This window comes from Pseudomonas sp. 2 (assembly GCF_056627435.1).
The window spans coordinates 1-23,989 of record NZ_JBWXNG010000028.1 but is presented as its reverse complement, the minus strand read 5'-3'; the positions used below and the strand labels follow the sequence as shown (position 1 = coordinate 23,989).

Annotated in this window: 24 protein-coding genes and 1 tRNA gene; 3 read left to right on the top strand and 22 right to left on the bottom strand. The window is 57.6% G+C overall.

Features of this window, described 5'->3' with window-relative positions; genetic code table 11:
• Window positions 1-126: 126 nt before the first annotated feature.
• On the bottom strand, window positions 127-2,043 hold the full coding sequence (locus tag AC1MEK_RS29185) for a type IA DNA topoisomerase (RefSeq protein WP_480399727.1): 1,917 nt from the start codon (window positions 2,041-2,043) through the stop codon (window positions 127-129).
• Between the two features lie 266 nt (window positions 2,044-2,309).
• Here AC1MEK_RS29185 and AC1MEK_RS29180 point away from each other — a divergent pair, with 266 nt between their 5' ends.
• Window positions 2,310-3,008: a hypothetical protein gene (locus tag AC1MEK_RS29180; protein WP_480399726.1), complete on the top strand. Its 699-nt coding sequence runs from the start codon at window positions 2,310-2,312 to the stop codon at window positions 3,006-3,008.
• A gap of 162 nt (window positions 3,009-3,170) precedes the next feature.
• Window positions 3,171-3,725, top strand: a complete 555-nt coding sequence (locus AC1MEK_RS29175) for a hypothetical protein (RefSeq protein ID WP_480399725.1) — start codon at window positions 3,171-3,173, stop codon at window positions 3,723-3,725.
• A gap of 110 nt (window positions 3,726-3,835) precedes the next feature.
• On the opposite strand, the gene AC1MEK_RS29170 is transcribed toward AC1MEK_RS29175, so the two are convergent.
• From AC1MEK_RS29170 to AC1MEK_RS29095, 16 genes are all read right to left on the bottom strand, one after another.
• Window positions 3,836-4,549 (bottom strand): DUF6602 domain-containing protein, encoded by a 714-nt coding sequence (locus AC1MEK_RS29170; RefSeq protein ID WP_480399724.1) that lies wholly within the window; start codon window positions 4,547-4,549, stop codon window positions 3,836-3,838.
• Between the two features lie 83 nt (window positions 4,550-4,632).
• Window positions 4,633-4,827: a CrpP family ICE-associated protein gene (locus AC1MEK_RS29165; protein WP_480399723.1), complete on the bottom strand. Its 195-nt coding sequence runs from the start codon at window positions 4,825-4,827 to the stop codon at window positions 4,633-4,635.
• A gap of 154 nt (window positions 4,828-4,981) precedes the next feature.
• Window positions 4,982-5,407, bottom strand: coding sequence for a hypothetical protein (locus AC1MEK_RS29160; RefSeq protein ID WP_480399722.1), 426 nt, complete (start codon window positions 5,405-5,407; stop codon window positions 4,982-4,984).
• Between the two features lie 311 nt (window positions 5,408-5,718).
• A complete protein-coding gene (locus AC1MEK_RS29155) occupies window positions 5,719-6,195 on the bottom strand; it encodes a single-stranded DNA-binding protein (RefSeq protein ID WP_480399721.1) in 477 nt (158 codons plus the stop codon).
• Complete coding sequence (locus AC1MEK_RS29150; RefSeq protein ID WP_480399720.1) at window positions 6,195-6,746, bottom strand: DUF3158 family protein; 552 nt, start codon at window positions 6,744-6,746, stop codon at window positions 6,195-6,197. The genes AC1MEK_RS29155 and AC1MEK_RS29150 overlap by 1 nt, the downstream gene beginning before the upstream one ends.
• Before the next feature lie 4 nt (window positions 6,747-6,750).
• On the bottom strand, window positions 6,751-7,476 hold the full coding sequence (locus tag AC1MEK_RS29145) for a PFL_4669 family integrating conjugative element protein (protein ID WP_480399719.1): 726 nt from the start codon (window positions 7,474-7,476) through the stop codon (window positions 6,751-6,753).
• A 326-nt stretch (window positions 7,477-7,802) separates the two neighbouring features.
• The gene (locus AC1MEK_RS29140) at window positions 7,803-9,134 is read right to left on the bottom strand and encodes an STY4528 family pathogenicity island replication protein (RefSeq protein ID WP_480399718.1); all 1,332 of its coding nucleotides are present in this window, start codon (window positions 9,132-9,134) and stop codon (window positions 7,803-7,805) included.
• Window positions 9,131-9,841: a DUF2857 domain-containing protein gene (locus AC1MEK_RS29135; RefSeq protein ID WP_480399717.1), complete on the bottom strand. Its 711-nt coding sequence runs from the start codon at window positions 9,839-9,841 to the stop codon at window positions 9,131-9,133. Before AC1MEK_RS29135 ends, AC1MEK_RS29140 begins: the two co-directional genes overlap by 4 nt.
• Window positions 9,842-9,859: 18 nt before the next feature.
• On the bottom strand, window positions 9,860-11,587 hold the full coding sequence (locus AC1MEK_RS29130) for a ParB family protein (protein ID WP_480399716.1): 1,728 nt from the start codon (window positions 11,585-11,587) through the stop codon (window positions 9,860-9,862).
• Window positions 11,584-11,820 carry an Arc family DNA-binding protein gene (locus tag AC1MEK_RS29125; RefSeq protein ID WP_480399715.1) on the bottom strand — a complete coding sequence of 79 codons (237 nt, stop codon included), beginning with the start codon at window positions 11,818-11,820 and terminating at the stop codon, window positions 11,584-11,586. The genes AC1MEK_RS29130 and AC1MEK_RS29125 overlap by 4 nt, the downstream gene beginning before the upstream one ends.
• 34 nt (window positions 11,821-11,854) lie before the next feature.
• Complete coding sequence (locus AC1MEK_RS29120; RefSeq protein ID WP_480399714.1) at window positions 11,855-12,442, bottom strand: nucleoid-associated protein; 588 nt, start codon at window positions 12,440-12,442, stop codon at window positions 11,855-11,857.
• Window positions 12,442-12,633: a hypothetical protein gene (locus AC1MEK_RS29115; RefSeq protein WP_480399713.1), complete on the bottom strand. Its 192-nt coding sequence runs from the start codon at window positions 12,631-12,633 to the stop codon at window positions 12,442-12,444. The genes AC1MEK_RS29120 and AC1MEK_RS29115 overlap by 1 nt, the downstream gene beginning before the upstream one ends.
• Complete coding sequence (dnaB, locus tag AC1MEK_RS29110; protein ID WP_480399712.1) at window positions 12,630-13,976, bottom strand: replicative DNA helicase; 1,347 nt, start codon at window positions 13,974-13,976, stop codon at window positions 12,630-12,632. Before dnaB ends, AC1MEK_RS29115 begins: the two co-directional genes overlap by 4 nt.
• Complete coding sequence (locus AC1MEK_RS29105; protein ID WP_480399711.1) at window positions 13,973-14,674, bottom strand: DUF2786 domain-containing protein; 702 nt, start codon at window positions 14,672-14,674, stop codon at window positions 13,973-13,975. Before AC1MEK_RS29105 ends, dnaB begins: the two co-directional genes overlap by 4 nt.
• Window positions 14,671-15,393 carry a hypothetical protein gene (locus AC1MEK_RS29100; protein WP_480399710.1) on the bottom strand — a complete coding sequence of 241 codons (723 nt, stop codon included), beginning with the start codon at window positions 15,391-15,393 and terminating at the stop codon, window positions 14,671-14,673. The genes AC1MEK_RS29105 and AC1MEK_RS29100 overlap by 4 nt, the downstream gene beginning before the upstream one ends.
• A 1-nt stretch (window position 15,394) precedes the next feature.
• Complete coding sequence (locus tag AC1MEK_RS29095) at window positions 15,395-16,255, bottom strand: ParA family protein (RefSeq protein WP_480399709.1); 861 nt, start codon at window positions 16,253-16,255, stop codon at window positions 15,395-15,397.
• Window positions 16,256-16,329: 74 nt separating this feature from the next.
• On the opposite strand from AC1MEK_RS29095, the gene AC1MEK_RS29090 reads away from it, so the two are divergent.
• Window positions 16,330-16,403, top strand: a tRNA-Lys gene (locus AC1MEK_RS29090).
• Window positions 16,404-16,501: 98 nt separating this feature from the next.
• Here AC1MEK_RS29090 and AC1MEK_RS29085 read toward each other — a convergent pair.
• The 5 genes from AC1MEK_RS29085 to AC1MEK_RS29065 form a co-directional block, all read right to left on the bottom strand.
• Window positions 16,502-17,236, bottom strand: coding sequence for a transporter substrate-binding domain-containing protein (locus AC1MEK_RS29085; protein WP_480399708.1), 735 nt, complete (start codon window positions 17,234-17,236; stop codon window positions 16,502-16,504).
• A gap of 33 nt (window positions 17,237-17,269) precedes the next feature.
• A complete protein-coding gene (locus AC1MEK_RS29080; RefSeq protein ID WP_480399707.1) occupies window positions 17,270-18,592 on the bottom strand; it encodes an MFS transporter in 1,323 nt (440 codons plus the stop codon).
• A gap of 66 nt (window positions 18,593-18,658) precedes the next feature.
• Window positions 18,659-19,711, bottom strand: a complete 1,053-nt coding sequence (locus tag AC1MEK_RS29075) for a lactonase family protein (RefSeq protein WP_480399740.1) — start codon at window positions 19,709-19,711, stop codon at window positions 18,659-18,661.
• Between the two features lie 269 nt (window positions 19,712-19,980).
• Entirely contained in the window at window positions 19,981-22,659 is a 2,679-nt protein-coding gene (gene acnA, locus AC1MEK_RS29070) for an aconitate hydratase AcnA (RefSeq protein WP_480399706.1), read from the bottom strand.
• 154 nt (window positions 22,660-22,813) lie between these two features.
• Window positions 22,814-23,704, bottom strand: coding sequence for a LysR substrate-binding domain-containing protein (locus tag AC1MEK_RS29065; RefSeq protein ID WP_480399705.1), 891 nt, complete (start codon window positions 23,702-23,704; stop codon window positions 22,814-22,816).
• Between the last annotated feature and the right edge of the window lie 285 nt (window positions 23,705-23,989).

The following is a 23,989-nucleotide window of genomic DNA, read 5'->3' as shown; positions in this document are numbered from 1 at the left end:
TCCTGTAAATGCGTGGACGCACTTTTGATCAGGCATGCGCAGGCAGCTAGGAGAAATGGGAAGCGTGAGGGCAGGCGTTTCGCGTTCATGGGCGATAGGTGTTGCGGCCCGCAACACCTCTGACGGTCAGACTCCCTTGGGCCTGCTGAAGTCCGGTTGGCCATTCAGCGCAGGGTAGGTCGCTTTGCAACCGGTCGATCTGAACCCGGAGCATCCCCAGAAATCCCAGCCGCCTTTACCGGCTTTGGTGCGCCGGACCAGTGCTTCGCCGCATTTGCCACATTTGAAATCTTCACTTGCAGGGGAGGGTGATCGGTTACCGGATTGCGTTGGCGCGGCAGGCAGCCTGCGCTGGCTAGAAAGTTCTTGCTCGAGGCGCTGATGTAGTTTGAAGGTCACGGCTCGATAGGTCTCCTCTCCCTGGGCGATCCTGTCCAGATCACGCTCGAGTTCACGGGTGAAGTTCAATTCCAGGAAGCTGAAGATACCTTCCAGCCTGGCGATGGTTTCTTCGCCGAGTGCTTCAGGTACAAGCTTGCGATTCTTCTCGCCGATCATGCCCTTGCTGGTGATGTTTTTCAGAATCGAGGCGAAGGTACTTGGGCGACCAATGCCGCGCCGCTCCATCTCCTTGATGAGTGAGGCTTTGGTGTAGCGCGCAGGTGGCTTGGTTTTTTTGTCGAGACATTCCCCTTGCTGGACTACGAGCACCTGTCTGGGTGTCAGCCGCGGTATAGGGTTGTTGGCGCCAGGTTCATCTGATTGCTCGTCCTCAGCGGTGTCGTCACTCTGCAGCAACTTCAACCAGCCAAGGTATGCGACGGTGCGCCCGGTCGCAGCAAAGCGGAGCGGTTTGCCTCCCGGCCCGAGCGAGATCAGTTTTACCGTACGGACGTCATAAACAGCAGCTTCCAACTGGCTGGCGAGAGCGCGTATCCGGATGAGGGCGTATAGCGCTTGTTCTTCAGCATCCTCTCCAGCAACCGCTTCGGCCCAGTGCGTGGGCGTGATAGCCGGGTGACCTTCTTGAGCACCTTCGGCAGCGCTGAATGTGCGACGCTTGGTGAGTGCCTTCATTCCGAGGGAACTGGCTACCGCCTGGATGTCGGCCATGGCCTCGTCCGGCACATTGGGGTTGTCGGTGCGATGGTAGGTGATCACGCCCTGCTCGAATAACCGCTGAGCGACTCTCATCGTTTGATCCGGGTCCCATTTGAGCGAGTTGCTTGCGGCCTGCTGCAGTGTGGAGGATATGAAAGGCGGCGGTGGATATCGCTCGGCGCGGCGGTCCTCACAAGACTCCACGATCACGTTTCTTGTCGCGGCAACCTGGCCAGCCAGCGCCTGATCGAGGACATAGGGATGCTCTGGCGTGGCGAAGTCCGGAACCGGCTGCCATTCGGCGCTCCACGTAGAGCGTCCATCAGCGGCTGGGAAGTGCAGTCGGGCGCCAAAGTGCGCGATCACAACGAAAGTCCGGATTTCCCGTTCGCGTAGCACCACCAGATATACCGCTGGCGACTGAACCCTTCCCGCTGTCGTCGGCTTGCCCATCAATCGCCGCAGCTCTTTAGTCACCAGGTAGCCGACTATGCGGTCCATGGCCCTGCGACACTCCTGGGCGGCGACTCGATTCATGTCGATCAGGCGTGGGTTGGCCAGTGCTTCGGATACCCGCTTTAGAGTGATTTCGTTGAAGGTGATCCGCTGGTAGTCCTTGATGCCGGCTGCTTCTTTGATGTGCCAACTGATGCTCTCGCCTTCACGATCCGGGTCGGTGGCCAGGTAGATCTCGTCGGCTTTCTTCACCGCATCCTTGATTGTGCGAACGTTGCGAGCGCTTTTGTCGAGGATTTCGTAAACCAGGGAGTAGTTGCTGCGCACTCCGGTCGTAATCATCGAGTCGTCCTGTCCGCTGACAGGCAGATCGCGTATGTGCCCACCGCTGGCAATCACATGCCAGTCCTCGTTAGGGCGCAGTTTCTTCATCATCGGCCGCAGCTTCTTCAGCTTGCCGGGTGATTCGATGATCAGGAGTTTCATGCAGAGCTTCCTAGTCCTAAGGCAGGAAGCAAATGTCGAGGGTTCCGGGTTGACACCTCAATAGGAAATGGTTTGAGCGCAAGTGAGGTAATCAACAGAAGAATGCGTCAGAGGCATGAAATCTGACGTTCAAGGTTTTGCGCCTCGCAGTATCTTCATTGTTTTTAGTGAGTGCGAGATGTTAAATTGATATCATTCATGCTGCTTTCGTATCTGTGTCGAGACTTGAAGAGCGGCATAGACCAACCAATTGAAAGGAATCCGAGATGACCGCAGAAAAAGAGGAAGGTAGCTCTTCATTGATGAAGATGGTGGAAGCCATTGCCATTAGCCCAGAAGATGCACGCGAACTGGTCGCCCAGTATGAGAAACAAGCACGTAGCTCCGCGCCGTTGGCGACGGATGAAAAGATTCAAGACGCAATCGTAGACAAGATTATTAGCCGATATGCAACCCTGGCCGCGACATCTGGAGCAGCCACAGCTCTTCCTGGCATTGTTCCGGGAATTGGTACTTTGGTCAGCGCTGTTGGGGGTGGAGTGGCGGATATCTCTGTGTGCATGAAGCTACAGATCGACATGACAATGTGCCTTGCGGTAGCGATCAACGGAAAAATGTCGAATGAGGACGCCAAGCATATGTCTTACATCATTGCGCTCTACGGCTCCTTGGAGCAGATGGGATCTGCTGGTGCAACACGAATTGCCAGCAAGGCTGGTGTGCGCATGGTGCACCAATATCTGAAAGGACCAACGCTGACGGTGATCAAGGAGTTGTTCTCGAAAATTGGTATCTCGTTTACCCAGAAAGCTGCGGCAAAAATAGTGCCGCTTGGAATCGGAGTCATCATCGGCGGAGCTGCAAATTACGCGCTTACTACGTACGTAGGGAAAGCTGCATGTGACACTTTCCGGCTGGATTTAAAAGGGGACGACGGCGCTGAGTCGAACGTCGTCGCTGAGTAGATCTCGTATTCGGCTCGTTGAGTTGATTTAGAAAGTTGGGCGTTGAGAAGCCATCCTTGATAGGGGTACCAGTTCCATAGGGGCTGGTATTTTTGAAATGATCTTTGGAAAACAGGCTGAAGCAGCTCTCGTAATCTCGTCCTACCGCGTCACGGAGTACTAATGCTAGACATTGAGATATCCAGCCTGCTACCAACGATGAAAGATCTCATCGTGCCGGCGATCATCGGTGGGATGCTGTGGATTGCGAAAAAATTCCTCCCAGTGGTGTTCGGCACGCTTCAAGGTTTCGGGAAGAAATGGGTCGCCAGTGACCTAAAAAAAATCAGAAGTATTCGCGGGTGTCCGTTCGCAATTCAGCGGCAGATTGCTAAGGAGGGTGCACTTTTCAGTGCATTTCTTACTATCACCGTCTTCATGCTGGGAGCTCTTATGGTCCTCTCTCGCCAGCTGCAATTTACTCAGCAGCTCATCTATTTCAGCATATGTATGGCTCCCGTTCTGGTGTTGGAGTGGTGGTGGCTCGTCGTCCGCAGCTTCAACGAACAACTGCTTCAGGAGTCAATCAGAATTGGCCCCGGCTTCAAGCGGGTGATTCCACCGAGAAAACAACATGAAAGACGCTTTCACGCACGATTACAGCGCCAGGTAGCAATTGAGACATCGAAGTCAAGAGTGAAGGCTTCAGCTCGAGTGGTTGCGCGGCGTTTGTCTTGATTGCCGCGCACCTGCCGGGCCACTGAAAAGCTTTGTTTCGATATGGAAAATGCGTGCTAAGTCCCAGCAGCCGTTTACGTGCCCCGCGAAGTGTTCACTAGCCTCCAACATCATAAATACTCTTCCCACTGCACGCCTCGCATAGCTAGCCGCCCGGTAACTGTTGACAGTAGCGCTATGAGGCGTGCAAGGCCGACAGCCGCATCATCAAATCGCAGGTACGAGCCAATGCCTGCTTGGTCGAAAAGCATCCCTTCGTTTTTAATCAGTATCCCTTTAGTGAGGTCCAGATAGACATCTGGTTCACATGACGCAGATAGCTTTGCGAACTCGCGTTCGATGCTATCCAATGATGAACCACCGTACGTGAGAACGACGTTCAATATTCTGTGGTATGGCCAACGCAGGTTTCCGAGCTGAACGCCTTCAAGAGTGCTCGGTATGAGCTTCTTGACGCTTTGGATATTTGAGAAAATTTTCTTCAGAACAAATGGTGTTATTTCGGTTTTGATCTCAAACGTCGCCACAGTCCCCTCTTGGAAAATCAAGTCGTGTCCGCTGGCGAATGGAAGTCTGGGCATGGACTTCAACATCAAAACGATGTCTTGCTGCTTTGAGCGTCGTCCAGCCGAGTCGACGATCACACCACTTACAACGCTTGTCATTTCAGGAAGGTGAGCCACAAGAAAATCTTGGATGAGTCGCTCTCGTGCCGATCCTGCAGTCGCAGAATGTCCCAGCACCTTTGTCATTTCGTATTGAGCTGTGAGAGCTTTCACTGCCCCTTGGCAGTATTCAATTAGCGGTTTCGTTTGGGCATGCATGATTATGCTTCATTAGGAATTGAAGGCCCGTTGCCGGGGGGGGCGTACTTACACGGTTTGGCGTTCGGAGAGTTATTCCGCAATCAGAGATCAAGTGTCAGCTGTTGGGCATTGGAAAACCCTTTGAGCCAAGATGCTTTCATCGAGGGATGACGGTAAGGGCAGGTCCACACCCGTAGCCCTTTCTGCGCGGCTGTTGCACCGGCGGCTTCAATAGCTGGGTGAGGATTGTTGAAGTGACGACCGTCAAAAGGCTTTGGGAGGTCTTCAGTTTTCAAGGCTGTAGTTTCCGTTGAGACGTCAGATTCATACGACAGATTTCCGATCTGGCGACTCCATATCCAAAATGTTAGAGAATCGCTCGCGTCTGGGGGGAGGATACGGGATTGGAGCCGGTAAACACCATGGTCCAACGGCTCCGAGGTCTAACGATTACCCTTGATTATCAGGAGTGCCTGATGGCGCGCGCCCAGCGGTGACACCCTTCGCGATAGCGAAGCCCGAAATGGCTGAGAGGATGGGAAGACCGGCTTCGGCGGAAATCGTCTTCGTGAGTAGCAGGATCGTGAGCATGATAATGATCAGTGAGGCCACTACGATCTGACCGTATGAGGTCCAGAACTCATTACGACGCTCTAGTAGTTCGGAGAAAGCCTCTGATATGTACCGTGGAAGATTGGCTCGGTGCCCGCTGGATACCCAATTGTGGAAAAAATGATCCATAAGCCCATGATCCATTCCCAAAAGTCGACCATTGCCCCTATAGAGAAGCATGCCGAAGTATATGATTCCGACAACAGTGGCAACGCCGATGACCGCTACAACAAGACAAAGCCAGAATAAATATTGATCGTTCATAGTCAACCCTCGTCGCGCCCAACGGTTGTCAGGCGGTATTTACGTTGGATTAAGCTCCTTGACCCCTGTACTTCCATGTTTTCCTGATGTTGTTCACTCAACATATGCGAGGAGAACGCGACACGGATGGCAAGATCAGCTGCAAGGTGAGTGTAGGCGGGAAAAGTCGGTCTGTGGTATCCGCGAGGTTTGATTACTAGACGGCATCAGAATTGCGAGAGCATTACCGGGCATGAGAGGCGTTGAGCAAGCCGAATTTTTGCTTTCTCAACACCTGAGTCCTCACGATTGGCGTGAAAGTTTACACTCCCTCAAATCGGCTGATCTGGATCCGGGTAAGCCTCGGGTTCCAGTGTCGGCTGCTGTTGGGGCTGAGCCGGTGATCGTTGCCCATGGCCTAGCTGAGCCGATTGCTGTGCCTGGGACGGTGCCAAGTTAACAATCGTGACGCGGTGCGGCAGGATCGCAATCCGATTCGCCTGAATCTTCAACGCCTCGAACTCACCCTCATCGTTCTCCCATCGGTCCATGACTGCGCGACCCGCGACTGTCACTCTCATGCCTTTCTGAAACAGCGCTGAATAGTGCTCCGCATCCTTGTGCCACCACTCGACGTTGGCCCAGAAGCCTCCTCGATCTTCGTAACCGCCACCTTCCTTCGGAATTGAGTTGTCGAAGTACACATTGATCCGCAGCAGGCGCCGCGGCTCTTTGTTGCCGTTGGGGAACTCCTTGAATTCCGGGGTGGAGCCGATGTTGCCTTCCCAAGCTTGAACGGGCGTACTCATCAGTAGCTTCCTTGTGATTGCTGTATTGGATTGGTGAGCTGCTGCAGGCGGGTGTGGTAGGCCGCTTGGGCCAACTCCATCTTCTCTGCACACTCGCTGGCCTGCTTGGCGATTGAGCGCATCAGGCTCATCTGCATGTTCAGGGCAATACGCTGAAGCTCCAGTTCGTATAGCGGCTGCAGCATCGATTCTGGTGTTCTGGGGGAGGCGATCATCGCGGCCCATACACCGACCCCCATGCGTCTGTTTGAGATTTGTTGCCATCGCAAGTACCGAGTACCTGCTTCGGCCTTCTGCTCGATCAGGTGTACAGGCAGTAACGGGAAAGGGTGGCGCCTGACTTGCGCGAGTACGCCTTGGGCCAGGTCTTTCAAACCCGCCTCCAGAGCACGGCACTCGTCTGCAAACTGGGCCATCTCCCCCTTACCTTTAAAAGGCTTTAAAAGGCCTTTTAGTGAGGCACTCTGTTGCAATGCCTGGAAGGCACTTGGTTGTAGCGGACGGAAAGAGGGCTGTTGCAGTGGCCCTGGTGCATGATGGTTGTGGTCCATGGCATCAACCCTCGGGATCAGTTTCAAGATGCTCGGGTTCTTCGGCCGGCGGTTGGTGACGCGTGATGAGTGGAGCAAATTCAGAGCGACGGCTGCCTTCCAGGATGTCCTGTGGGATTTCGCCATAACGTTCGTACATCTTGCGGGCAGCATCAGCCTTGGCATTGTTTGCGGCGAAGTCATCCCGAGCAGCGCCGGAGTACTTGTAGAGTTGAGCCAGCCCAAACAGTTTGCGCAGAACCGATGCGCCTTCGTCGATCCAGACTTCCATGTTGCGGCGACCGATCAGACCCACGTGCTGGGCCAGCAGGATGCGACGAACGAGCTCATCGTAGTGGGTCAGCAGATAGACCGCCTGAAAGCCCAATGGGTTGGATATATAGAGGGGCTGGCTGACGGGCTGAATGGAGAGGTTGTTGCTGATGGAGATCATGGGGGGCAAAGACGCCATGGCGACATCCAGCCGATCCTCGACGACCTTCAGCGCTTCCTTGGACTCGGTGATTTTCTCTTCGATATTGATCATCCACCAGTCGGAATAGGGGTCGTCCTGTTGTGAGCCGCGAGACATGCGATTGATGATGGCGCAGAAACCGGCCAGGCCGATGATCCCGGCTTTGACGTCGCTCTTGGGTCTGCCCATCCAGATCCGCGCGGCATGATGGGTATGCAGGGTCAGGCTTACATCGCTTCTAAGAGAGCCGATATTGAGTCGGTAACTGTCGGTCATGGTGCGTTCATTCCAGGGGAGGAGATGTGCCCATGCTGCGAACTGAGCAGTGTGCCGACAGCACAAAAAGCGTTTCCCGATGGAAGGGGATTTGTTGTGTGGTTAGGTGTTGCATGGCGCAACACTGCAAGGGGGGGATGACGTCGGATCTGGAGGCGGCGGTTGGGTGTTGCATGGCGCAACACTGCAGCGGTTGATGACCTCGGATGTGAAGGAGGCGGTTGGGTGTTGCATGGCGCAACACCACCGCGGATTGATGGCCTCGAATGCGAGGATGTGTGGACGTTGCGGGATACACACCGCAGCGCATAGGGGATACCAGAGGATCAGGCATCTGGCCTCCCATATCGCAGTTCGCTCATCATCGCTTCAATCTGCTGTCGGGCAGTCGCGTGGGCTTGTGAGGTGATGATTCTGGGCTGCATAGCCTGCGCAGGTGATTCACTCGGGGCGGTTGGGACGTTGCTATCGGGTGCAGCCTGGTCAAGATCGTTGAATCGCTGATTCTTCGGAGTGTCTGGCGATTGCTCGGGATTCCAGGCGCCGTTGAACTCCCCGCGCATTGAGCGGCTGACGAGGCTCAGCAAGTAGCCCAGAGGTTTTCGCAGTGAACCGGTGTCCAGTCGGTGCAGCCATTGGCCGACCACTTCGGATCTCGTCTGCTTGGGAAGTTTTTGCAAGGCTTGCAGCGCCTGGTGTTTTTCGTTGGGCGGCAGTCGGTGCAATGCGTCGAGCAAACCGGCTTCGAGTCCAGTGTTCTCGGGCGGTACAGGTACAGAGCTTTTACATACGTTTTGGTGTGTATTTGTATACGTACTATATGAGTTCGGATTCCGAACTGAGGGTGTACCCGGCGTAATTCCACTGAGTTCGGAATCCGAACGCGGCGTCACATCCGTGTTCTGATCCGGACCGTCACAGAGTTCGGATTCCGAACCCTGTGGTTTGAGTGCAGTATCGGACCGCGTTCGGATTCCGAACTCTGTCGCCTCGATGGCGTGCGAGCCTTGCACGTCTTTCACCCACCGTTGCTCGGTCAGCCTTGCTTCGATCGTGTTCACGCGGGTGGGCAGTCGGTTACCCACGTCCGGATCCTGGGCAAACTCGTTCCAGGCAATTTCGGCGACTTCCCGGATTGTCTTGTTCTGATGACGCAAAGAGTGGTTCAGCAGTTGCAGGTAATCCTTGTCGAACTCCATGGCCTCGGCTGGCGATACGGGCTCGTCATGGAGTAAGTAGACATTGCCTTGCACCTGGCCACTCAGGTCACTGCGTACTCGTCTGCCCAGACTGAGCCAACGAGTCAAACGCAGGGTGATCAGGGATTTTGAGATGGTTTCGCGCGAGGCAGGTTTGCCTGGCTGCATCCCGAGGTAGGGGCGCAATTGGTCGTATGTCGGGAAAGCGGTGAGGCCGTCGTCGTTGATCAGCAACCTGAAGACCTGCCATGCATTGCGTTCAAGGGGCGTGAGCCTGTCATCGAGCAGCAAGCGTCGGGGTACCGTCTCATGAGGATTCCCGCTGAAAATGATGCCTGCATAGGGCTCTGAGCCAGTGGAGTCGCTGGTTGCGCATTCCTTCTTTTGAAGCAAATGGGTTTCTAGATGTCCGGATGCCGAGTCCAGAAGTGTCGACAGAGGAAACCGGGACAGCTTCATGATTCGGTTTCACCATTAGGCGGATTGGCCTTGCCGGACTGGCGTGCGCCTTTGGTCGCCCTGTTCCGGGTTTCTCGCTGGGTAACGTTGTTGCCTTGTGCTGGGGGATAAAGCCCCTCCCTGATCCAGCTTTGAATTCGGTACCAGACGACAGCCAGGGTCAGACCTTCGGTCGGCTCTTCGCCTTCGCTTTCGGTTCCGCTGGGCTCTTTCATTTCCTCTGCGACCATCATCGCAATGTCCAACATGGCGGTGCTGTCCGCCAGGTCGACCTGGTGCTCTTTCATCAGATGCGTCCACCGGTACCAGAGGTTGGCGTCTGTCTTTTCGCTGGATTCCCGCCAGCGACCTCGGCGTGCAGTGAGGCCCATGACCAAGCGCTGAAGGGCGACATCTTGAGGAGACATCCCGAAGAACTGTTGTAGCATTTGAGTCGTTGCGCCCAGCCGCAGTGCCCGCTCGACCATCCGCACTTCTTCGTCCGAGCGTTGCGCGCTGGTCAGGATCTTCTTCACCATTTCCCCGTCGATCGTGACGTTGCACCAAGAGACAGGTGTGTTGAGCAGGAGGCTGAGTGCGGAAGGTTGCTGGAGCTGGGCCAGAATCTCTGGCTCCAGCCCCATCTCGAAACACCGTCTCAGTTGTCCGTTGCGAACGTTGTGCAGCACTTGAGCCAAGATCGCTTCATTAATAGGGGTTTTGGACATTGCAGATCCTCCCTGCCTTCACACGGCATCAGCTTCAGGCAATGGCAAGGTTTCGGTAAGGGACGCCAGTTCGAGATCGATGAGTCGTCTGGATAGCCGGATAATTCGAAAGACCTTCACTAGCGCTCCATCGCTCAGCCGGCCCGATGCGTCCGGATCGCAGTTCTTGAACCTTGGCTGCCCCAGTAGCAAGTCGCCGAGGCCTGCGGCGAACTCGAACTCAGCGAGCTCGTCTTTATGCGATTCCGGGTTCGCAAGTACGCCGTCCACGACGACTCCATAGGTACCGCTCAAGGACAGGAGGAGTGTCAGGGTGTGGTGCGCTGCTGCGTTTATTTCAATCGCGCCTTGAGGGGGGCGATAACCGAAACCGATTCCTGCTTCAGTCTCGAAGATTTCACCAGGTGCGTTCACCGATCCTGCGACTTCACGAGCCAGTTGAGCGATGTGCTGACGCAGATTGTCAGGGGTGTCGATCTCGCGCTCGATGTACCAGAGATCGGAAATCGGATGCAGGCCGCCAGCTTGAACTGGGATTGCCACGAGAGCATTGGCTTCGAAATCGGGCAGTTGCTCTCCCTCCAGCGCAGCCAGCTGCTGTTTGACCTGCGTCACCCGTGGGGATGTCGTTACTGGGCTGGCAACGTGGCCGTCCAATCGAGCTTGCCGTTCTTCACCCGTAAATTGCTCTGCAGCTATGGGGTTTGCGCTCGGCAGATGTGTTAGTACCCCCTCAGGTGGCGAAGGGGACGGTGGTTCGGCAGGAGGAAGAGGCTGCTCTACGGACGGCGAATGCGGCTCGGGGGCTCCCGCAAAAGAGGCCGCTTCGGTCTTCATTTCCAGCGGGGGAAGCGACCGTCTAAGCTGATCCTGATTCTGGCTGATCTCCAGCAGAATTGACTCATACCCCAGGCCCAGCGGGACTTTGAGCTGATGGATCAGCTCGTCTTGAAACCGCTGCAGCAGGAACTCATTGGCATCGCCTTCAAACTGAGTCAGCACATCTTGAAAGATCTGATCAAAGTCCAGCGACTGACTTGGGTCGCGGTTGTTGTTCTCCCAGCACTGCAGTGAAGTGCTACGCAACGCCAGGACCTTTGAAATACGGTTAACCCCAAGTCCCGAATACAGAAGCCCTGGCACAGCCGGCAGCAGATAACGAATGGTGTCCTGCATCCGACTCAGGTGCGACGCAGACACTGGGTACCCGTCAGACTTTAGCCGGCGGGACAGCTCGCGCAGTGACACAGGTTCTCCCGCCTCTTGTTCATACAGTGCGCGAGCCTTGTCGACGCCGAGCGCGCGCTCGATAAAAAGCAGCTGCCCCTGAAGGTCGTTCTCAGCGAGGTGGCCGGTCAACGAAATGATCTCGCCGCGCAATTCATCCCAGGGACGGAACAGAGTGTGGAACCGGAAGAACCGGTCTTCGCCAGTCTCCTTGTACAACTCGTTCAGGATCGCAAGGCGTGTGTTTCCACCATTACGGATCCTGAACTTGTCCTCGCCAGGTCGTCGGGTGACCGGGGGCGGGGCATCCAGCCCTCGCTCCCTGATCGATTCCTTGAGTTCGTCGTATTTCGGGTTGCGGGTGGTCCGTGGGTTGGTGTCCCACGGCAGGGTTTCATCCAGCGTCAGCACCATGGGCGTATCCACGATGGGGTCGCTCATGCGCTGGGCTGGGGGTGTGTTGTGCTCGAATGAAGGCTTCAAAAGCTGATCCTTAATGCTCTCCAGGGACGGTTTCATGCCTTGGCCCCGGGTTCATTCGTGCAAGGAGTATCTGCGAGCAACTGATCGATGATTTGGTGCGCGCGCTCCAGGGATGACTGCAGCTCCTCGGATCGTTCAAGCCGGTGAATCATTTCCGAGTTCATGGAGCGGTTGTTGTCGCGTGCCTGCTCGGCAATTCGACCTCGCATGCCGTTGGGCAGACGAATCACGAATTTTTCGTCGTTGGCGCGTTTCTGTTGGTTGCTCATATCGTTCTCCAATGGCAGGTCGGGTGAGACTGTTTCAGCGGATCTGCAGGAAGAGGTTTTCCTGAAAGCCGAGGAAATCCTGGAAGTGGTTCGAGCTCTTGTTGCTGAACACGGAGATGTACTGCTGCGAACCGCTCGCCTCCTGCCAATGAGAAAGGTTGATTCGGGCTGCCATTTGCAGGCGGGTCAGATCCAGTTGGGCCGACGGGATGACCTCCAGGTCTGGAGTCATGGCGACGCCCTCGCTGGGCAGGAGCAACGCAATCAGCAGATAGTCGGTCGGGCCGTGCAACACGTGGGCGAAGAGCACATACCCACCTGAGCTGTTGGAGCCGGCCAGTAACCTGGCCAAATGCTCGACTGCTACTTGGCTGAATCCGATGAAGTCGATATCTCCATCGCAGTATTCCTGCAGCCAGCCCCTCAGCGGATAGGCACTGGATTCAGGCTGGAAGAAACCCCACATCTTCCCGGGCCTACCGTTATAGGCGCCGTTTAGGCTGGCGATCATCCCTTCGATGACCTCTGATTGAGGCAGGGCGGTATTGCGAAGGTGAAGAGGGCAGGGTAAGCCATCCTTCCCGGGAGCAATCAAGTGGACAATGCAATGACGGACTGGCATCAGAGCGCCTCCTGAGTCAGGTTTTTCAACTCCTCGATCTGGTAACTGCCGCAGGTGGTGCACTGCAGAACTTCTTCCTCACCAAGCGCTGATTCTGGGACCGGAATGCATTGGCGGATCTGGTTTAACTGAAAGTGCGTATCGCAACTGCGGCACCAGTGGGAAAGCTCATTTTTTGAAGGACGGGTCATGCGCAGGCTCCTTGCCATGTGCTCGCGCTCAAATTGGCGAAGCGGGTTTGATGGGGGATGAAAGCGGTTTTGACGGCACCGGTAGGGCCGTTGCGGTGTTTGCCGAGGATCAGCTCTGCAATGCCTTTGAACTCGGTTTGCGGGTTGTAGACCTCGTCCCGGTACACGAACACGATCACATCCGCGTCCTGCTCCAGAGCGCCGCTGTCACGTAAATCCGCGTTCACCGGCCGCTTGTTGGGGCGCTGCTCCAATGAGCGGTTGAGTTGGGAGAGGGCGATGACGGGGCAGTCCATTTCTTTGGCCAGCGCTTTCAGCGAGCGAGAAATGGCACTGATCTCGTTGGCCCGATTTTCCTGCCCGGGGCAGTTCATGAACTGGATGTAATCGACCATGATCAGCGAGGGATGACCAAATTTGCGCGCGGCACGTCGCGACTTTGCCCGCAGTGCTGCAGGGGTCAGGCTTGCTTCATCGTCGATGACCAGGCGATCGCCATAGGCATTCATGCGGCTCATCGCAGCGGTCAGTTTTGGCCAGTCGTCTTCCTCAAGCTGGCCTTTGAGCAGTTTGCGCAGGTCCAGATGGCCCAAAACCGCAAGCAGGCGGTAGATCAGTGCCTTGGTCGGCATCTCAAGGCTGAACACCTGCACAGACTTGGCTTTTTCTTTCTGAAGGGCCGCGTCGACGAAGTTGAGCGCCAAAGCCGTTTTGCCCATCGACGGCCGCGCAGCGAGGATGATCAGGTCGGCGGGCTGCCAGCCTGTGGTCATCTCGTCCAGGTCATCAAGGCCTGACGGCAGGCCGGTGAGGGGCGAGTTGCGGTTGAAGCGCTCATCGATCTCTTCAACCACTTTACTCAGGTGCTGGTTCAGGCTGACGAACTCGACCGTGGATCTGTCCTGACCCAGAGCGAAGAGCTGCTGCTCGATCGATTCCTGCACATCGGTGGCAAGCGCACGCTGATCAGAAGCTTCGCGCGAGCATTGGAAACCCACGGACATCAGCTTGCGTAAGTGCGAGCGATTGCGAACGATCCTGGCGTAGTGCTCGATATTGGCGACCGACGGCGTGTTCTTCGCAAGCTCTGTCAGATACCCCAACCCGCCTGCAGCGGCAGGTTCTGCCAGCGCGTCGTTCACCGTGACAACGTCGAAGGGTGTGGATTGGGTCGCCAACGCCGCGATTGTCTTGAAGAGTGTCCGGTGCTCTTGGCGAAAGAAATCATCTTCGGTCAGTTGGTCCGCAATCAGATCCCAAGCGTTGTTGTCGAGCAACAAGCCACCGATCACGCCCTGTTCAGCTTCAACAGAGTAGGGAGGAGACAAGTCGAGAGCGTTCACTTGTCACCCCCGGTCGCCAGTCGGTCCTGGTGATGTTGCCCCACGCCGCGGTGAAGGTTGGCTTTGCTCCCCTGACTCCAACCGGCAAGGAGGGAAACGCTGTCGTGCCCTTTCGCAACCATTGGTTCAATGGTGGAGGTTTTAAGGTTGGGGTGATGAAGTTCCAGGTAGGCGTTGATCTCACGCTGGATGCTGTCGTCCAGTTTCCCTGCGAATTGAGCAACCTTGTGCGAAATCGCATTCAGCCAGCCCTCTGCAAAAAGCCGACCCCGGCGCCGTTTGGTCGTGAGCTTGCAGCGTTTCTGCAGGGCTACATGTTCGCGCCGAGCTGCTACCAACTGGTGATGCAGTGAGGAGTATGCGTATGCGGCCAGCTCCGGAGAGATGCCCTTGCCAAGAAACTTGAACGACCAACCGCACGAACGGTTCAGGTAGGCCATGTGGCTGCAGTCGAATGCTGTGGCGCAGGTTCCGGCCAGTGCGTGCAGCCAGTTTTGCGGAGAGCGGCGCGTCTGAGTCGCCACGCTCACCTCGTCTACTGCATGAGCCGCAATTTCGATAGATTCCAGGTTGTACTGCATCATCAGGCTGCGCGCCTGGCGGAGTGCTGTTTCAACTTCGTTCGGGGTGGCGCCTTGGCACTCCGCCAAGGCCATGAGCTTGGCAACTTTATTGAGGACCTTCTGTTTGTCGGTCATTGGCCAGCTCCTCGTTGAGGAGTGGCGAGCAACCCGGCCCAGATGCGCATGGTCTCAGCTTCATAAGGGTCGCTGCATACCGCTGGATGATGCACCTGCACCTTTGTCTGCAGCTCATCGAATTTCTGCCGGACAGATTGATCATCATCCGCTGCCAGATACAGTTCGATTTCTTCCCGCAGTTCGGCGGCTAGCGCGCGAACGCGAGACTCCCAATACTGCTGTTCACTGTTCCAGCCAATGAGCCGAGGACATTCGCGTGCGTCGTTGCGAAGACGCAGCGATATTTCGCTAGACGAGTAAAACGGCTGATAGCATCCAGCTCGGCTGAGGGTCAGGACGATACGGACAATTTCAAGCTTCTGTTCTAGGGTTTCGCTTGGAAGGGGATAGGCAGAGATCGTGAGTTTTCTTGCCTCGGTCTCACGTGCTTTGCGGCGAGCCTTGGCCAAGGCTTCTGAACGCTGGCGCTTCTCTTTCGCGTGCTGAATGTTGAACCCGATTGTTTCAATCAGCTTGGTTGCATCGCGCAGGAGCTGCTTTTGTTCTTCACTCAGTGTTTCACCTATGCGGCCTAGCAGCTTGTCACCGCAGGTCAGCGCACGGATATCCCTAGCAGTCCCGGTGAGCTTGGCCTGAAGCTTTCGCAGATCATTGGCACCTTGGTATTTGCCGAGCGAAAGCACGAGATCAGCGGTGATGGTGGATGTGGTTTGCATCTCAGCGTCCCCCCTTAACCAGCGACTCGATTGCGGTTTCCGTCAGCGCCTCAAATCGGTCGCGCCATTCTGGAAACAGCTCGATGGCCAGTTGGCGAATGATTGTCAGCGCAGCTGGGGACTTGCGATTGGAAGGCTGTCGATATTCCAGACGGTGTGCGGGAGTTCCTTGCGAGGCAGCATTGCGAAACACAACTGCGGCCGGGATCGTGCAGTCCAGGACTCGGATCGCATGATTGTCATGGAAGATTTCGCGCACCGAGCTTTCGATCATCTGCGCATCCACGGTCTGATCGAGGTTGTTGATGACGATCTGCACTGGAGGAATTTTCATGCCCAAGCGCTCGTATGAGCGCAGCCCCTCAAGCATCTGCATGGTCCCGCGGCTGAACTCCCGCGCAGCGAGCATGTTTGGCAGGAGAGGAGAGATGACCAGGTCTGATGCCAGAACCACCATTTCCAGCATGGCCGAGCGAGCGCCCTGAGTATCGATCAGGACCAGATCAAAATGCTCCTCGAAAGCCGGCATCAGGTTCGCCAGGCGCAGGCGGCCGTCGGGTGCCTGCAGGAGCAAAGTGTTGAGCTGATTGTTGATGTCGTTCGAGATCACAACCGACAGATTCGGGATCGCGGTGCTGGAGATCACGCGAACCGAATCGGTGATGTTGAACGCCAGCAGGTCGTAGATCCCGCCTTGGGCTTCCTCCACCAGTTGGTAATACGAGGAAAGCGAAGGCTGGGCCGGGTCCAGATCGATCAGCAGGGTTCGAAGCCCGGCATCGGCACAGAATGCGCCGAGGTTGGCTTCAACCGTTGTCTTCCCTACGCCGCCCTTTGTTGAAACGACCGAGGTGGTTTTCATGTTTAACGCCTCTAATGTGAGTTCATTAGAGGCTGCTAAGCCATGCGCGCTGGCCTGAAAGCCCTACACCACAGGGGTTGGATCGGATTCGACGCCCAGTTGGCTTTTAACCAATTGGTCGTAGGTTCGAATCCTACACGACCCACCATCTTCAAAACCCGAGAGGTCCACGTCAGTGTGAATTCTTGGGTTTTTTTTCGTCTGCATGAAAGTGTGCTCCAGTAGCCGGTGCACACTTCACAACTCCTACCAAATCGACGGCGCGACCGTCACCTCACTCTGCCCACTCTCATCCAGCGCCGCGCGCACAAACCCTTGTGCCTTCTTGCGCTCGACAAAACCCCGAACAAACGCAGCACCCGCATCATGCCCCCGTGGCACGGCCATGGCCTGGCGGATGGACGTGAACGCATCGTCCAGCACCCGATATGCCGGATTACTGGCTGCCACTTTCGCCAAGGGCTGGCGAACACCCGCCGCAGCATCCAGTTGTTTCTCGATAAACAGGTCCACCGCACCCGCCGAGGTATCGGCGCGTTCCAGTTGCGCGTGCTGTAGGGTGCGGCTCAGGAATAGGTCGTAGGCTGCGCCTTTGCCGACGGCCAGTTTCAGCCCCGGCTGGTCGAGGTCGTTGACGCTGGCATACGGCGCATCGGCGGGCACCAGGTAGGTGCCCTCGATGATGACGTAGGGTTCGCTGAAGGCGATCTGCTGTTCGCGCACCGGTTCAATGGCCAGAAATGCGACGCTCCATGCGCGGTTGTCCAGGGCGGCGAATACTTTGCCGGCGGCGTCGAAGGTAGTCAGTTGCAACCCAACGCCCAGCTCCTGGGCCAAGGCCGTGGCCAGTGCCACTGAAACGCCTTGCGCCGATCCGTCGTTACGTTGCTGCGCCAGCACCGGGTTGCCGAAGTTGATGGCGGCGCGCAGCACGCCGTCGGGCGCCAGATCGTGGAGTACAGCTGGGGAAATCGAACTCATTGATTGCTCCGTCAGAAAAAGGCTGCATCAGTGTCAGTGTGCCTCGTGGCTCATGGAGCCGGTAGGCGGTGTGGCTTCTTTATAAGTGACGCGCATCAGCAGGGTCATCAGGAAGCCGATGACCAATAGGGCGCTGAGGAACAGCAGGCCATTGGCGGCGCTCTGGCTGTCGCCCTTGACCACGCCGATCATCGAGGGGCCGACGAAGCCGCCCAGGTTGCCGACCGAGTTGATCACGGCGATGGACACTGCAGCGGTGGTGCGGTCGAGAAACAGGGTGGGCAGCGCCCAGAACGGCGACTTGAAGCTGTACAGGCCCGACAGCGCGACACAGATCATCGCCATCGCCAGATAAGGGCTCTGCAGCAGGCCGGCACCGACCAGGCCGACGGCGGCGAACAGCAGCGGGATCGCCGAATGCAGCTTGCGCTCGTTGCGTTTGTCCGAGCTGCGCGACCAGAGAATCATTGCGGCAGTCGCGACGATGTACGGCAGCATCGCGATCAGGCCGATCTGCGTGTGAGTCAGCGATGCGGAGAAGCCCTTGATGATCTGCGGCATCCAGTAGCCCACCCCCAGACTGCCGCACTGGTACACGAAATAAATGAACGCCAGATACAGCACCTTCGGATTGCTCATGGTCTTGAACACGCCGAGGCTCTTCACGTTTTTGCGCGATTTGCGATCGCGTTCGAGCTCACCTATCAACCAGTCGCGTTCTTCTGACGTGAGCCATTTGGCCTGTTCCGGTTTGTCGGTCAGGAAGAAATAACAGGCGATGCCGAGGAACACCGCCGGAATGCCTTCCAGAAACAGCATCCAGCGCCAGCCGCTCCAGTTCAGCCAGCCGATGTTGTCCATGATCCAGGTGCTCATCGGCGCGCCGATGATGTAACTCACCGGAATCGCGGCGGTGAACAGCGCCACAGTGGTGGCCAGTTCCTTGGAGCGGAACCAGAACGTCAGGTAAACGATGATGCCCGGGAAGAAGCCGGCTTCGGCGACACCCAGAAAGAAGCGCAGTACGTAGAGCTGGTTCGCTGTCTGGGCGAAGGCGGTCAGTGCGGCGATCAGACCCCAGGTCACCAGAATCCGCGCAATCCAGACCCGCGCGCCGAACTTGTTCAGCATCACGTTGCTGGGCACTTCGAACAGGAAGTAACCGAGAAAGAAAATCCCCGAGATGAAACCGAACGCCTCGCTGGACAGCGCCAGCTCCTTGTTCATTTGCAGGGCGGCGTAGCCAATGTTGGCGCGGTCCAGATAAGAGACGATGTAGAGCAGGAATACGAAAGGGATGATGCGCAGGGTGACCTTGCGCACGATCGCGGTTTCATCAGGCTTATTGTTGTTCATGATGACCTCACTGGAAGCAGGCGCTGGCCTGCCTCTGTCATGGCTTTATTTTAGATCCGGCGATATTCAGGCTGAGAAGACCATGCACACCGGGCTGCCAGTGCTCACCGAAAATCCGGTCTTGCTGAGGGCGCCGCGCTGCGGGTCCACGGCCATGGAAATGATCGTGTCGCTGTCCTCGTTCAGGGCGAACAGAAAGCGTTCGTTGGGTGTCAGGGTGAAGAAGCGCGGGGTCTTGCCGTCGGTGGGCATGAACTCGACGGGGGCCAGCAGGCCGGTTCCCTGATCGATGCTGAAAACGGCCACGCTGTCATAGCCGCGGTTGGAGGCGTAGAGAAAGCGCCCGCTGCGGTCCACTTCGATCTCCGACGCGCGGCTGTTGCCGGTGAAGGTCGATGGCAGCGATGGCAGCACTTGAATCGGCGACAGCGCGCCGGTCTGCGGGTTGAAGCGGTAGGTGGTGACGCTGGAGTCCAGTTCGTTGACCACATAGGCGAAGGCCGCACGCGGGTGAAACGCCAGGTGGCGCGGCCCGGCACCTTCGCGCGATGCCACGAAAGGTTGCTCGGCCGCAAACAACTTGCCGTTGTCGAAGCGGAAACTGAACACCCGGTCCAGGCCCTTGTCCGGCACCAGCACGAAATTGCCGCTGTGATCGAAAGGGTTGAAGTGCGGCTTGGCGAAGGGCTGCTCCACACGATGCGGCCCCAGCGGCCCTTCGAGCTTGAGCAGCTGATTGATAGCGCCGAGCGAGCCGTCTTCGGCCACGTTCAGCACCGCCAGCGAGCCGCCGATGTGGTTTGACACCACCAGAAACCGCTCGCTGGGGTCGAGCGCCAGGTGCACCGGGTTCTTGCCTTCGCAGCTCTGGGTATTGATGAACGTGAGCTTGCCGCTGGCCGTGTCGACGGCGAATGCGCTGACCTCGGATTTGTCGCCATGCACGGTGTACAGGCGATCGCCTGTCTTGTTCAGCGCCAGAAACGACGGGTTGACCAGATCCTTGACCACTTGAACGAGGGTCAGCGTGCCTTTTTCTTGATCCACCCGATAGACCGTGATCCCGTCTCCGCGGGCGTTGCGCTCACGGGTGGTGCGTGACCCGACATAGGCGTACATAGGGTTTTTTCTCCGAGTGGCGGGTTGATTATTCAGAAGGTTCGCGGCCTGGGCCAGCCCTGGCGGTAGCAGTGAGCCCAGTGCCGATACGCCGGCAACGGTGGCCAATTGTTTGAGCAGGGTTCGGCGATTGGGGCCTGCGCTGGCGTGCGCCGGGTTGCCGTTTTCAGGCGAGGGGAGGCCTGCGTCGTGTTCGTCGCATTGCATGGTTGCGTTTCCTTATTGTTGTTAATCGCAGGGTCCGGGCCTGGGCCGGCCCGGTGGTGAAATCAGTTGCGGGTGCGCTTGAGCACTTTGCGAATCACGTAGGGCAGCACGCCACCGTTGATCAGGTAACGGATTTCCTGCTGTGAATCGATGCGCAGGCCCAGTTCGACGCGTTGCTGCTCGCCGTTGGCGCGAACGATGTTCATGGTCACCGGGTTGTCGCCCACGACCAGTTGCTCAAGGCCGAGAAAGTCGAAATGCTCGCTGCCGTCGAGCGCCATGTCGCTGGCCGACTCGCCCTGTTTGAACAGCAGCGGCAGCACGCCCATGCCGATCAGGTTGCTGCGATGGATGCGCTCGACGCTCTGCGCGACCACCGCCTTGACCCCGAGCAGGGCTTGCGCCTTGGCCGCCCAGTCGCGGCTGGAACCCGCGCCGTAGTTGATACCGGCGAACACCACCATCGGCGTGTGTTGCGCGATGTAACTGGCGGCCGCTTCATACAGCGGCAGGCACTGGCTGTGATCGGCGTTCCAGGCCCAGGCACCCGGCCCCGGCTGATCGTCGCCCAACAGGCGGTTTTTCACGGCCTTGTTGGTGAAGGCGCCACGCACCATGACCTCATGGTTGCTGCGCCGGGTCGAATACTGGTTCAGGTCGGCGGGGTCTTCGCCGCGTGCCAGCAGCCACTGGCCGGCCAGGCTGTCTTTCGGAATCGAGTAGGCGGGTGAGATGTGGTCAGTGGTGACGTTGTCGCCCAAGACCAGCAATGCCCGGGCGCCGCTGATGGCCAGGCTGGCTTTCGGTTCGGCGGCGATCTCGGCCAGGTACTGCGGACGACGCAGATAGGTCGAGTCCGGATTCCAGGGGAATTGCACGCTGCCCTCGGCCGACAGCGACTGCCAGTGGTGAGTGCCGTCCCACACCTGGGCCAGGCGCTGCTGGAAGAATTCGGGCTTGAGCACCTGAGTCAGTTGCGTGGCGACTTCGCTGTCCGATGGCATCAAATCATGCAAATACACCGGGTTGCCCTGGGCATCTTGGGCCAGTGGCTGAGATTGCAGGTCTATGTCGATGGTGCCGGCAATGGCATAGGCCACACACAACGCCGGCGAAGCCAGATAGCCTGCCGGAATCTTCGGATTGACCCGGCCCTCGAAGTTGCGATTGCCCGAGAGCACGACCACGCCCCTGAGGCCCTGATCGGCAAAGCGCTCAACGTGCGCTTGCAGCGAACCCGAGTTGCCAATGCAGGTCATGCAACCGAAGCCGGCGAGATCAAAGCCGAGCGCAGAAAAATCCTCAAGCAGACCCGCTTCCTTTAAATAGTCGGCCACGACCCGGGAGCCGGGAGACAGCGAAGTCTTGACCCAGGGTTTACGCTGCAGCCCCAACTGGCGTGCCTTGCGCGCCAACAGACCGGCCTGGATCATCTGCGCAGGATTCGCGGTATTGGTGCAACTGGTGATTGCCGACATCACCACCGCGCCATGGCTGATCGGTTGGCCGAACGACGGCTCGAAAAAAAACTGTTCGCTAGGCCCTGCGATCAGCCCTTCGCCACCCAGTACTTCATTACGAAACGACGCGGCGGCGTCTGAGAGCTTCTGGCGTTGGTGCGGTTGGTGCGGGCCGGCGACGCTCGGCTCGATACTGTGCAGATCCAGTTCGATCAGCTCGTCGAACTGTGGCTCGTCCAGATCATCACGGCGCCACAGCGGCTGCGCGTTCATATAGCTGGCGACCTTGCTGCACAAGGCCTCGGAACGACCGCTGAGTTTGAGGTACGCCAGGGTTTCGTCGTCGAAAGGGAAGAACACCACCGTCGCGCCGTACTCCGGGGCCATGTTCGACACCGTCCCGCGCGCCGCCCAGCCGAGGCTGGAAAGGCCGGGGCCGGTGAATTCCACGAACTTGCCGACCATCGACCGCTTGCGCAGGATTTCGGCAACATGCAGCGACAGATCCGTGGCCGTCACCCCGGGGCGCAGAGCGTTGCTCACGCGGATGCCCACCACCTTCGGAAAACTCAGCGGAACCGGTTCGCCCAACATGGCAGCCTGGCCTTCGAGCCCGCCAACACCCCAGCCCAGCACACCGATGGCATTGATCATCGGCGTATGGCTGTCGGTGGCAACCATGTCGTCAGGGTGCAGCAGGCGCTGGCCGTCGGCGGTGTTGCTCTCCCAGACCACCTGCGCCAGGGCTTCCATGTTCATCTGATGAATGATGCCGGTGCCCGGCGGGATCACGCCAAAGTTGTCGAGGCTCTTCTGTGCCCATTTGATGAAACGGTAGCGTTCGCTGTTACGGCGAAAATCGATGTCCAGATTTTGCTCGGCTGCATCGGCTTCGGCGTAGTGTTCGACGATCACCGAGTGGTCGATGGTCAGGATCGCCGGGATCAGCGGGTTCATCGTTTCGGGGGCGCCGCCCAGTTCGGCCACCACGTCACGCATGCCGGCGAAGTCTGCCAGTGCCGGCAGGCAGGTCGTATCGTGAAACATCAAGCGGTTGGGCTGAAACGGCACCTCACAGTCCGGGCCTTGACCCAGGGCGCGAGCGAGCACGGAGGGCAGTGCGTCGGGCGAGCAGCGCGCAACGTTCTCCAGCAGGATACGAATCGAGTAAGGCAGCCTAGTGATCTGCGAAGGGGAGAGGATCTTGTTCAGATCGATGTAGGCAAACGCCTCGTTATCGATCAGCAGATGATGGATGAAGGCGCAGGCAGTGTCGGTCATTCTCGAATCGCTCAGGCTTTTTATAGTAGTGCGGCCTCTGTGCAGGTCGGGCCTGGCCGCTGATGAGCCGATACTAGGAGCTGGGCGCGGTGGTGAAAATTGATCAATTACCAAGGCAGCCTTCTCGTTTTGAGAAGGCTGGGCATGGTCCGGTTCAGACGTCGGGCTGTCTGAGGTGATCGATCAAGGTCTTGAGGGTGGGCGTTGCCGCATCGTATTTCTTGAAGGCCAGCTTCAGCGTGCGCTTTGCCCAGGGCTCATCCAGAGACACGATTTTCAGTTTGTGACTGCGCATGTACTGCTTGACCACGCTGGCGGGCAGAATCGCCAGCCCCAGGCCACTGGACACCATCCGGCACATGCAATCGAAGCTGCTGATGCGGATGCGCAGCTTGATGGGCATTCCCAGTTTTTCTGCCTCGCCGGTGAGCAGCGTGTGGACCGAGCTTTCCAGATGAGGCCCGACCAACTCATGCTGCAACACTTCATGGAAGCGGATGGATTTGCGATTGGCCAGTTCATGTGCCGCGGGAACCACCAGGCTGAGTTGGTCGGCGCGGTAGGGCAGGGTTTCCAGGCCCTGGGCAGAGGTCTGCATGGCGATGATGCCGATATCGGCGCGCCCGTCGGCCACGGCACGGATCACCGCCGAGCCGACACGCTCTTCAATGTCGAACTTGATCTGCGGATAGAGGGATACAAAGCGGGCGATGTCGTCCGGGAGAAACTGTGACAGAGCCGAGGTGATGGCATGGATGCGCAGGTGGCCTTTGACGCCTGACGCGTACTCGCCCAGTTCGTTGTCGAGTTGCTCGACAGTCTGCTTCAGCTGCCGGGCATAAAACAGCATCGACTGCCCGGCCGGGGTCAGGTCGACCCCGCGCGCGTTGCGGATCAGCAGGGCCGAGCCGACCTGGGATTCCAGTTCGCTGATGCGTTTACTGATGGCCGAAAGCGCCAGGTGATGAATTCCGGCAGCACGGGTCAGGTTCCGCTCTTGCGCGACGGTGATGAATAGCGCGAGCGTGGTCAGGTCGTATCTCACCGAGTGTCCCTTATAGTGCTGTCGCTGTTTTGTGGGCGTGAGTTTCAAGTCAGTAGTCGCAAGCTGCAAGTCATAAGCTGCAAGAGAGGGTGGCACTGCCCCTTCTTGCTGCTTGTCGCTTGAAATTTGTCGCTGCTGTGAAATAAGTGCTTGACGTGCCTCTCGATCTCTCTATAATTCGCCCCACTTCTGACGCAGTCGGAACGAAAAACTCCTTGAATATCAACGAGTTGAGCGTTTCGGATAGCAGGGAAGGGCTTCGATTCAGGTCACTGAATCGGCAGT

Bases quoted from the DNA above. Each gene is read 5' to 3' on its own strand.
- AC1MEK_RS29185 (WP_480399727.1), bottom strand. From the start codon at position 2,043: ATGAAACTCCTGATCATCGAATCACCCGGCAAGCTGAAGAAGCTGCGG.
- AC1MEK_RS29180 (WP_480399726.1), top strand. From the start codon at position 2,310: ATGACCGCAGAAAAAGAGGAAGGTAGCTCTTCATTGATGAAGATGGTG.
- AC1MEK_RS29175 (WP_480399725.1), top strand. From the start codon at position 3,171: ATGCTAGACATTGAGATATCCAGCCTGCTACCAACGATGAAAGATCTC.
- AC1MEK_RS29170 (WP_480399724.1), bottom strand. From the start codon at position 4,549: ATGCATGCCCAAACGAAACCGCTAATTGAATACTGCCAAGGGGCAGTG.
- AC1MEK_RS29160 (WP_480399722.1), bottom strand. From the start codon at position 5,407: ATGAACGATCAATATTTATTCTGGCTTTGTCTTGTTGTAGCGGTCATC.
- AC1MEK_RS29155 (WP_480399721.1), bottom strand. From the start codon at position 6,195: ATGAGTACGCCCGTTCAAGCTTGGGAAGGCAACATCGGCTCCACCCCG.
- AC1MEK_RS29150 (WP_480399720.1), bottom strand. From the start codon at position 6,746: ATGGACCACAACCATCATGCACCAGGGCCACTGCAACAGCCCTCTTTC.
- AC1MEK_RS29145 (WP_480399719.1), bottom strand. From the start codon at position 7,476: ATGACCGACAGTTACCGACTCAATATCGGCTCTCTTAGAAGCGATGTA.
- AC1MEK_RS29140 (WP_480399718.1), bottom strand. From the start codon at position 9,134: ATGAAGCTGTCCCGGTTTCCTCTGTCGACACTTCTGGACTCGGCATCC.
- AC1MEK_RS29135 (WP_480399717.1), bottom strand. From the start codon at position 9,841: ATGTCCAAAACCCCTATTAATGAAGCGATCTTGGCTCAAGTGCTGCAC.
- AC1MEK_RS29130 (WP_480399716.1), bottom strand. From the start codon at position 11,587: ATGAAACCGTCCCTGGAGAGCATTAAGGATCAGCTTTTGAAGCCTTCA.
- AC1MEK_RS29125 (WP_480399715.1), bottom strand. From the start codon at position 11,820: ATGAGCAACCAACAGAAACGCGCCAACGACGAAAAATTCGTGATTCGT.
- AC1MEK_RS29120 (WP_480399714.1), bottom strand. From the start codon at position 12,442: ATGCCAGTCCGTCATTGCATTGTCCACTTGATTGCTCCCGGGAAGGAT.
- AC1MEK_RS29115 (WP_480399713.1), bottom strand. From the start codon at position 12,633: ATGACCCGTCCTTCAAAAAATGAGCTTTCCCACTGGTGCCGCAGTTGC.
- AC1MEK_RS29105 (WP_480399711.1), bottom strand. From the start codon at position 14,674: ATGACCGACAAACAGAAGGTCCTCAATAAAGTTGCCAAGCTCATGGCC.
- AC1MEK_RS29100 (WP_480399710.1), bottom strand. From the start codon at position 15,393: ATGCAAACCACATCCACCATCACCGCTGATCTCGTGCTTTCGCTCGGC.
- AC1MEK_RS29095 (WP_480399709.1), bottom strand. From the start codon at position 16,255: ATGAAAACCACCTCGGTCGTTTCAACAAAGGGCGGCGTAGGGAAGACA.
- AC1MEK_RS29085 (WP_480399708.1), bottom strand. From the start codon at position 17,236: ATGAGTTCGATTTCCCCAGCTGTACTCCACGATCTGGCGCCCGACGGC.
- AC1MEK_RS29080 (WP_480399707.1), bottom strand. From the start codon at position 18,592: ATGAACAACAATAAGCCTGATGAAACCGCGATCGTGCGCAAGGTCACC.
- AC1MEK_RS29075 (WP_480399740.1), bottom strand. From the start codon at position 19,711: ATGTACGCCTATGTCGGGTCACGCACCACCCGTGAGCGCAACGCCCGC.
- acnA (WP_480399706.1), bottom strand. From the start codon at position 22,659: ATGACCGACACTGCCTGCGCCTTCATCCATCATCTGCTGATCGATAAC.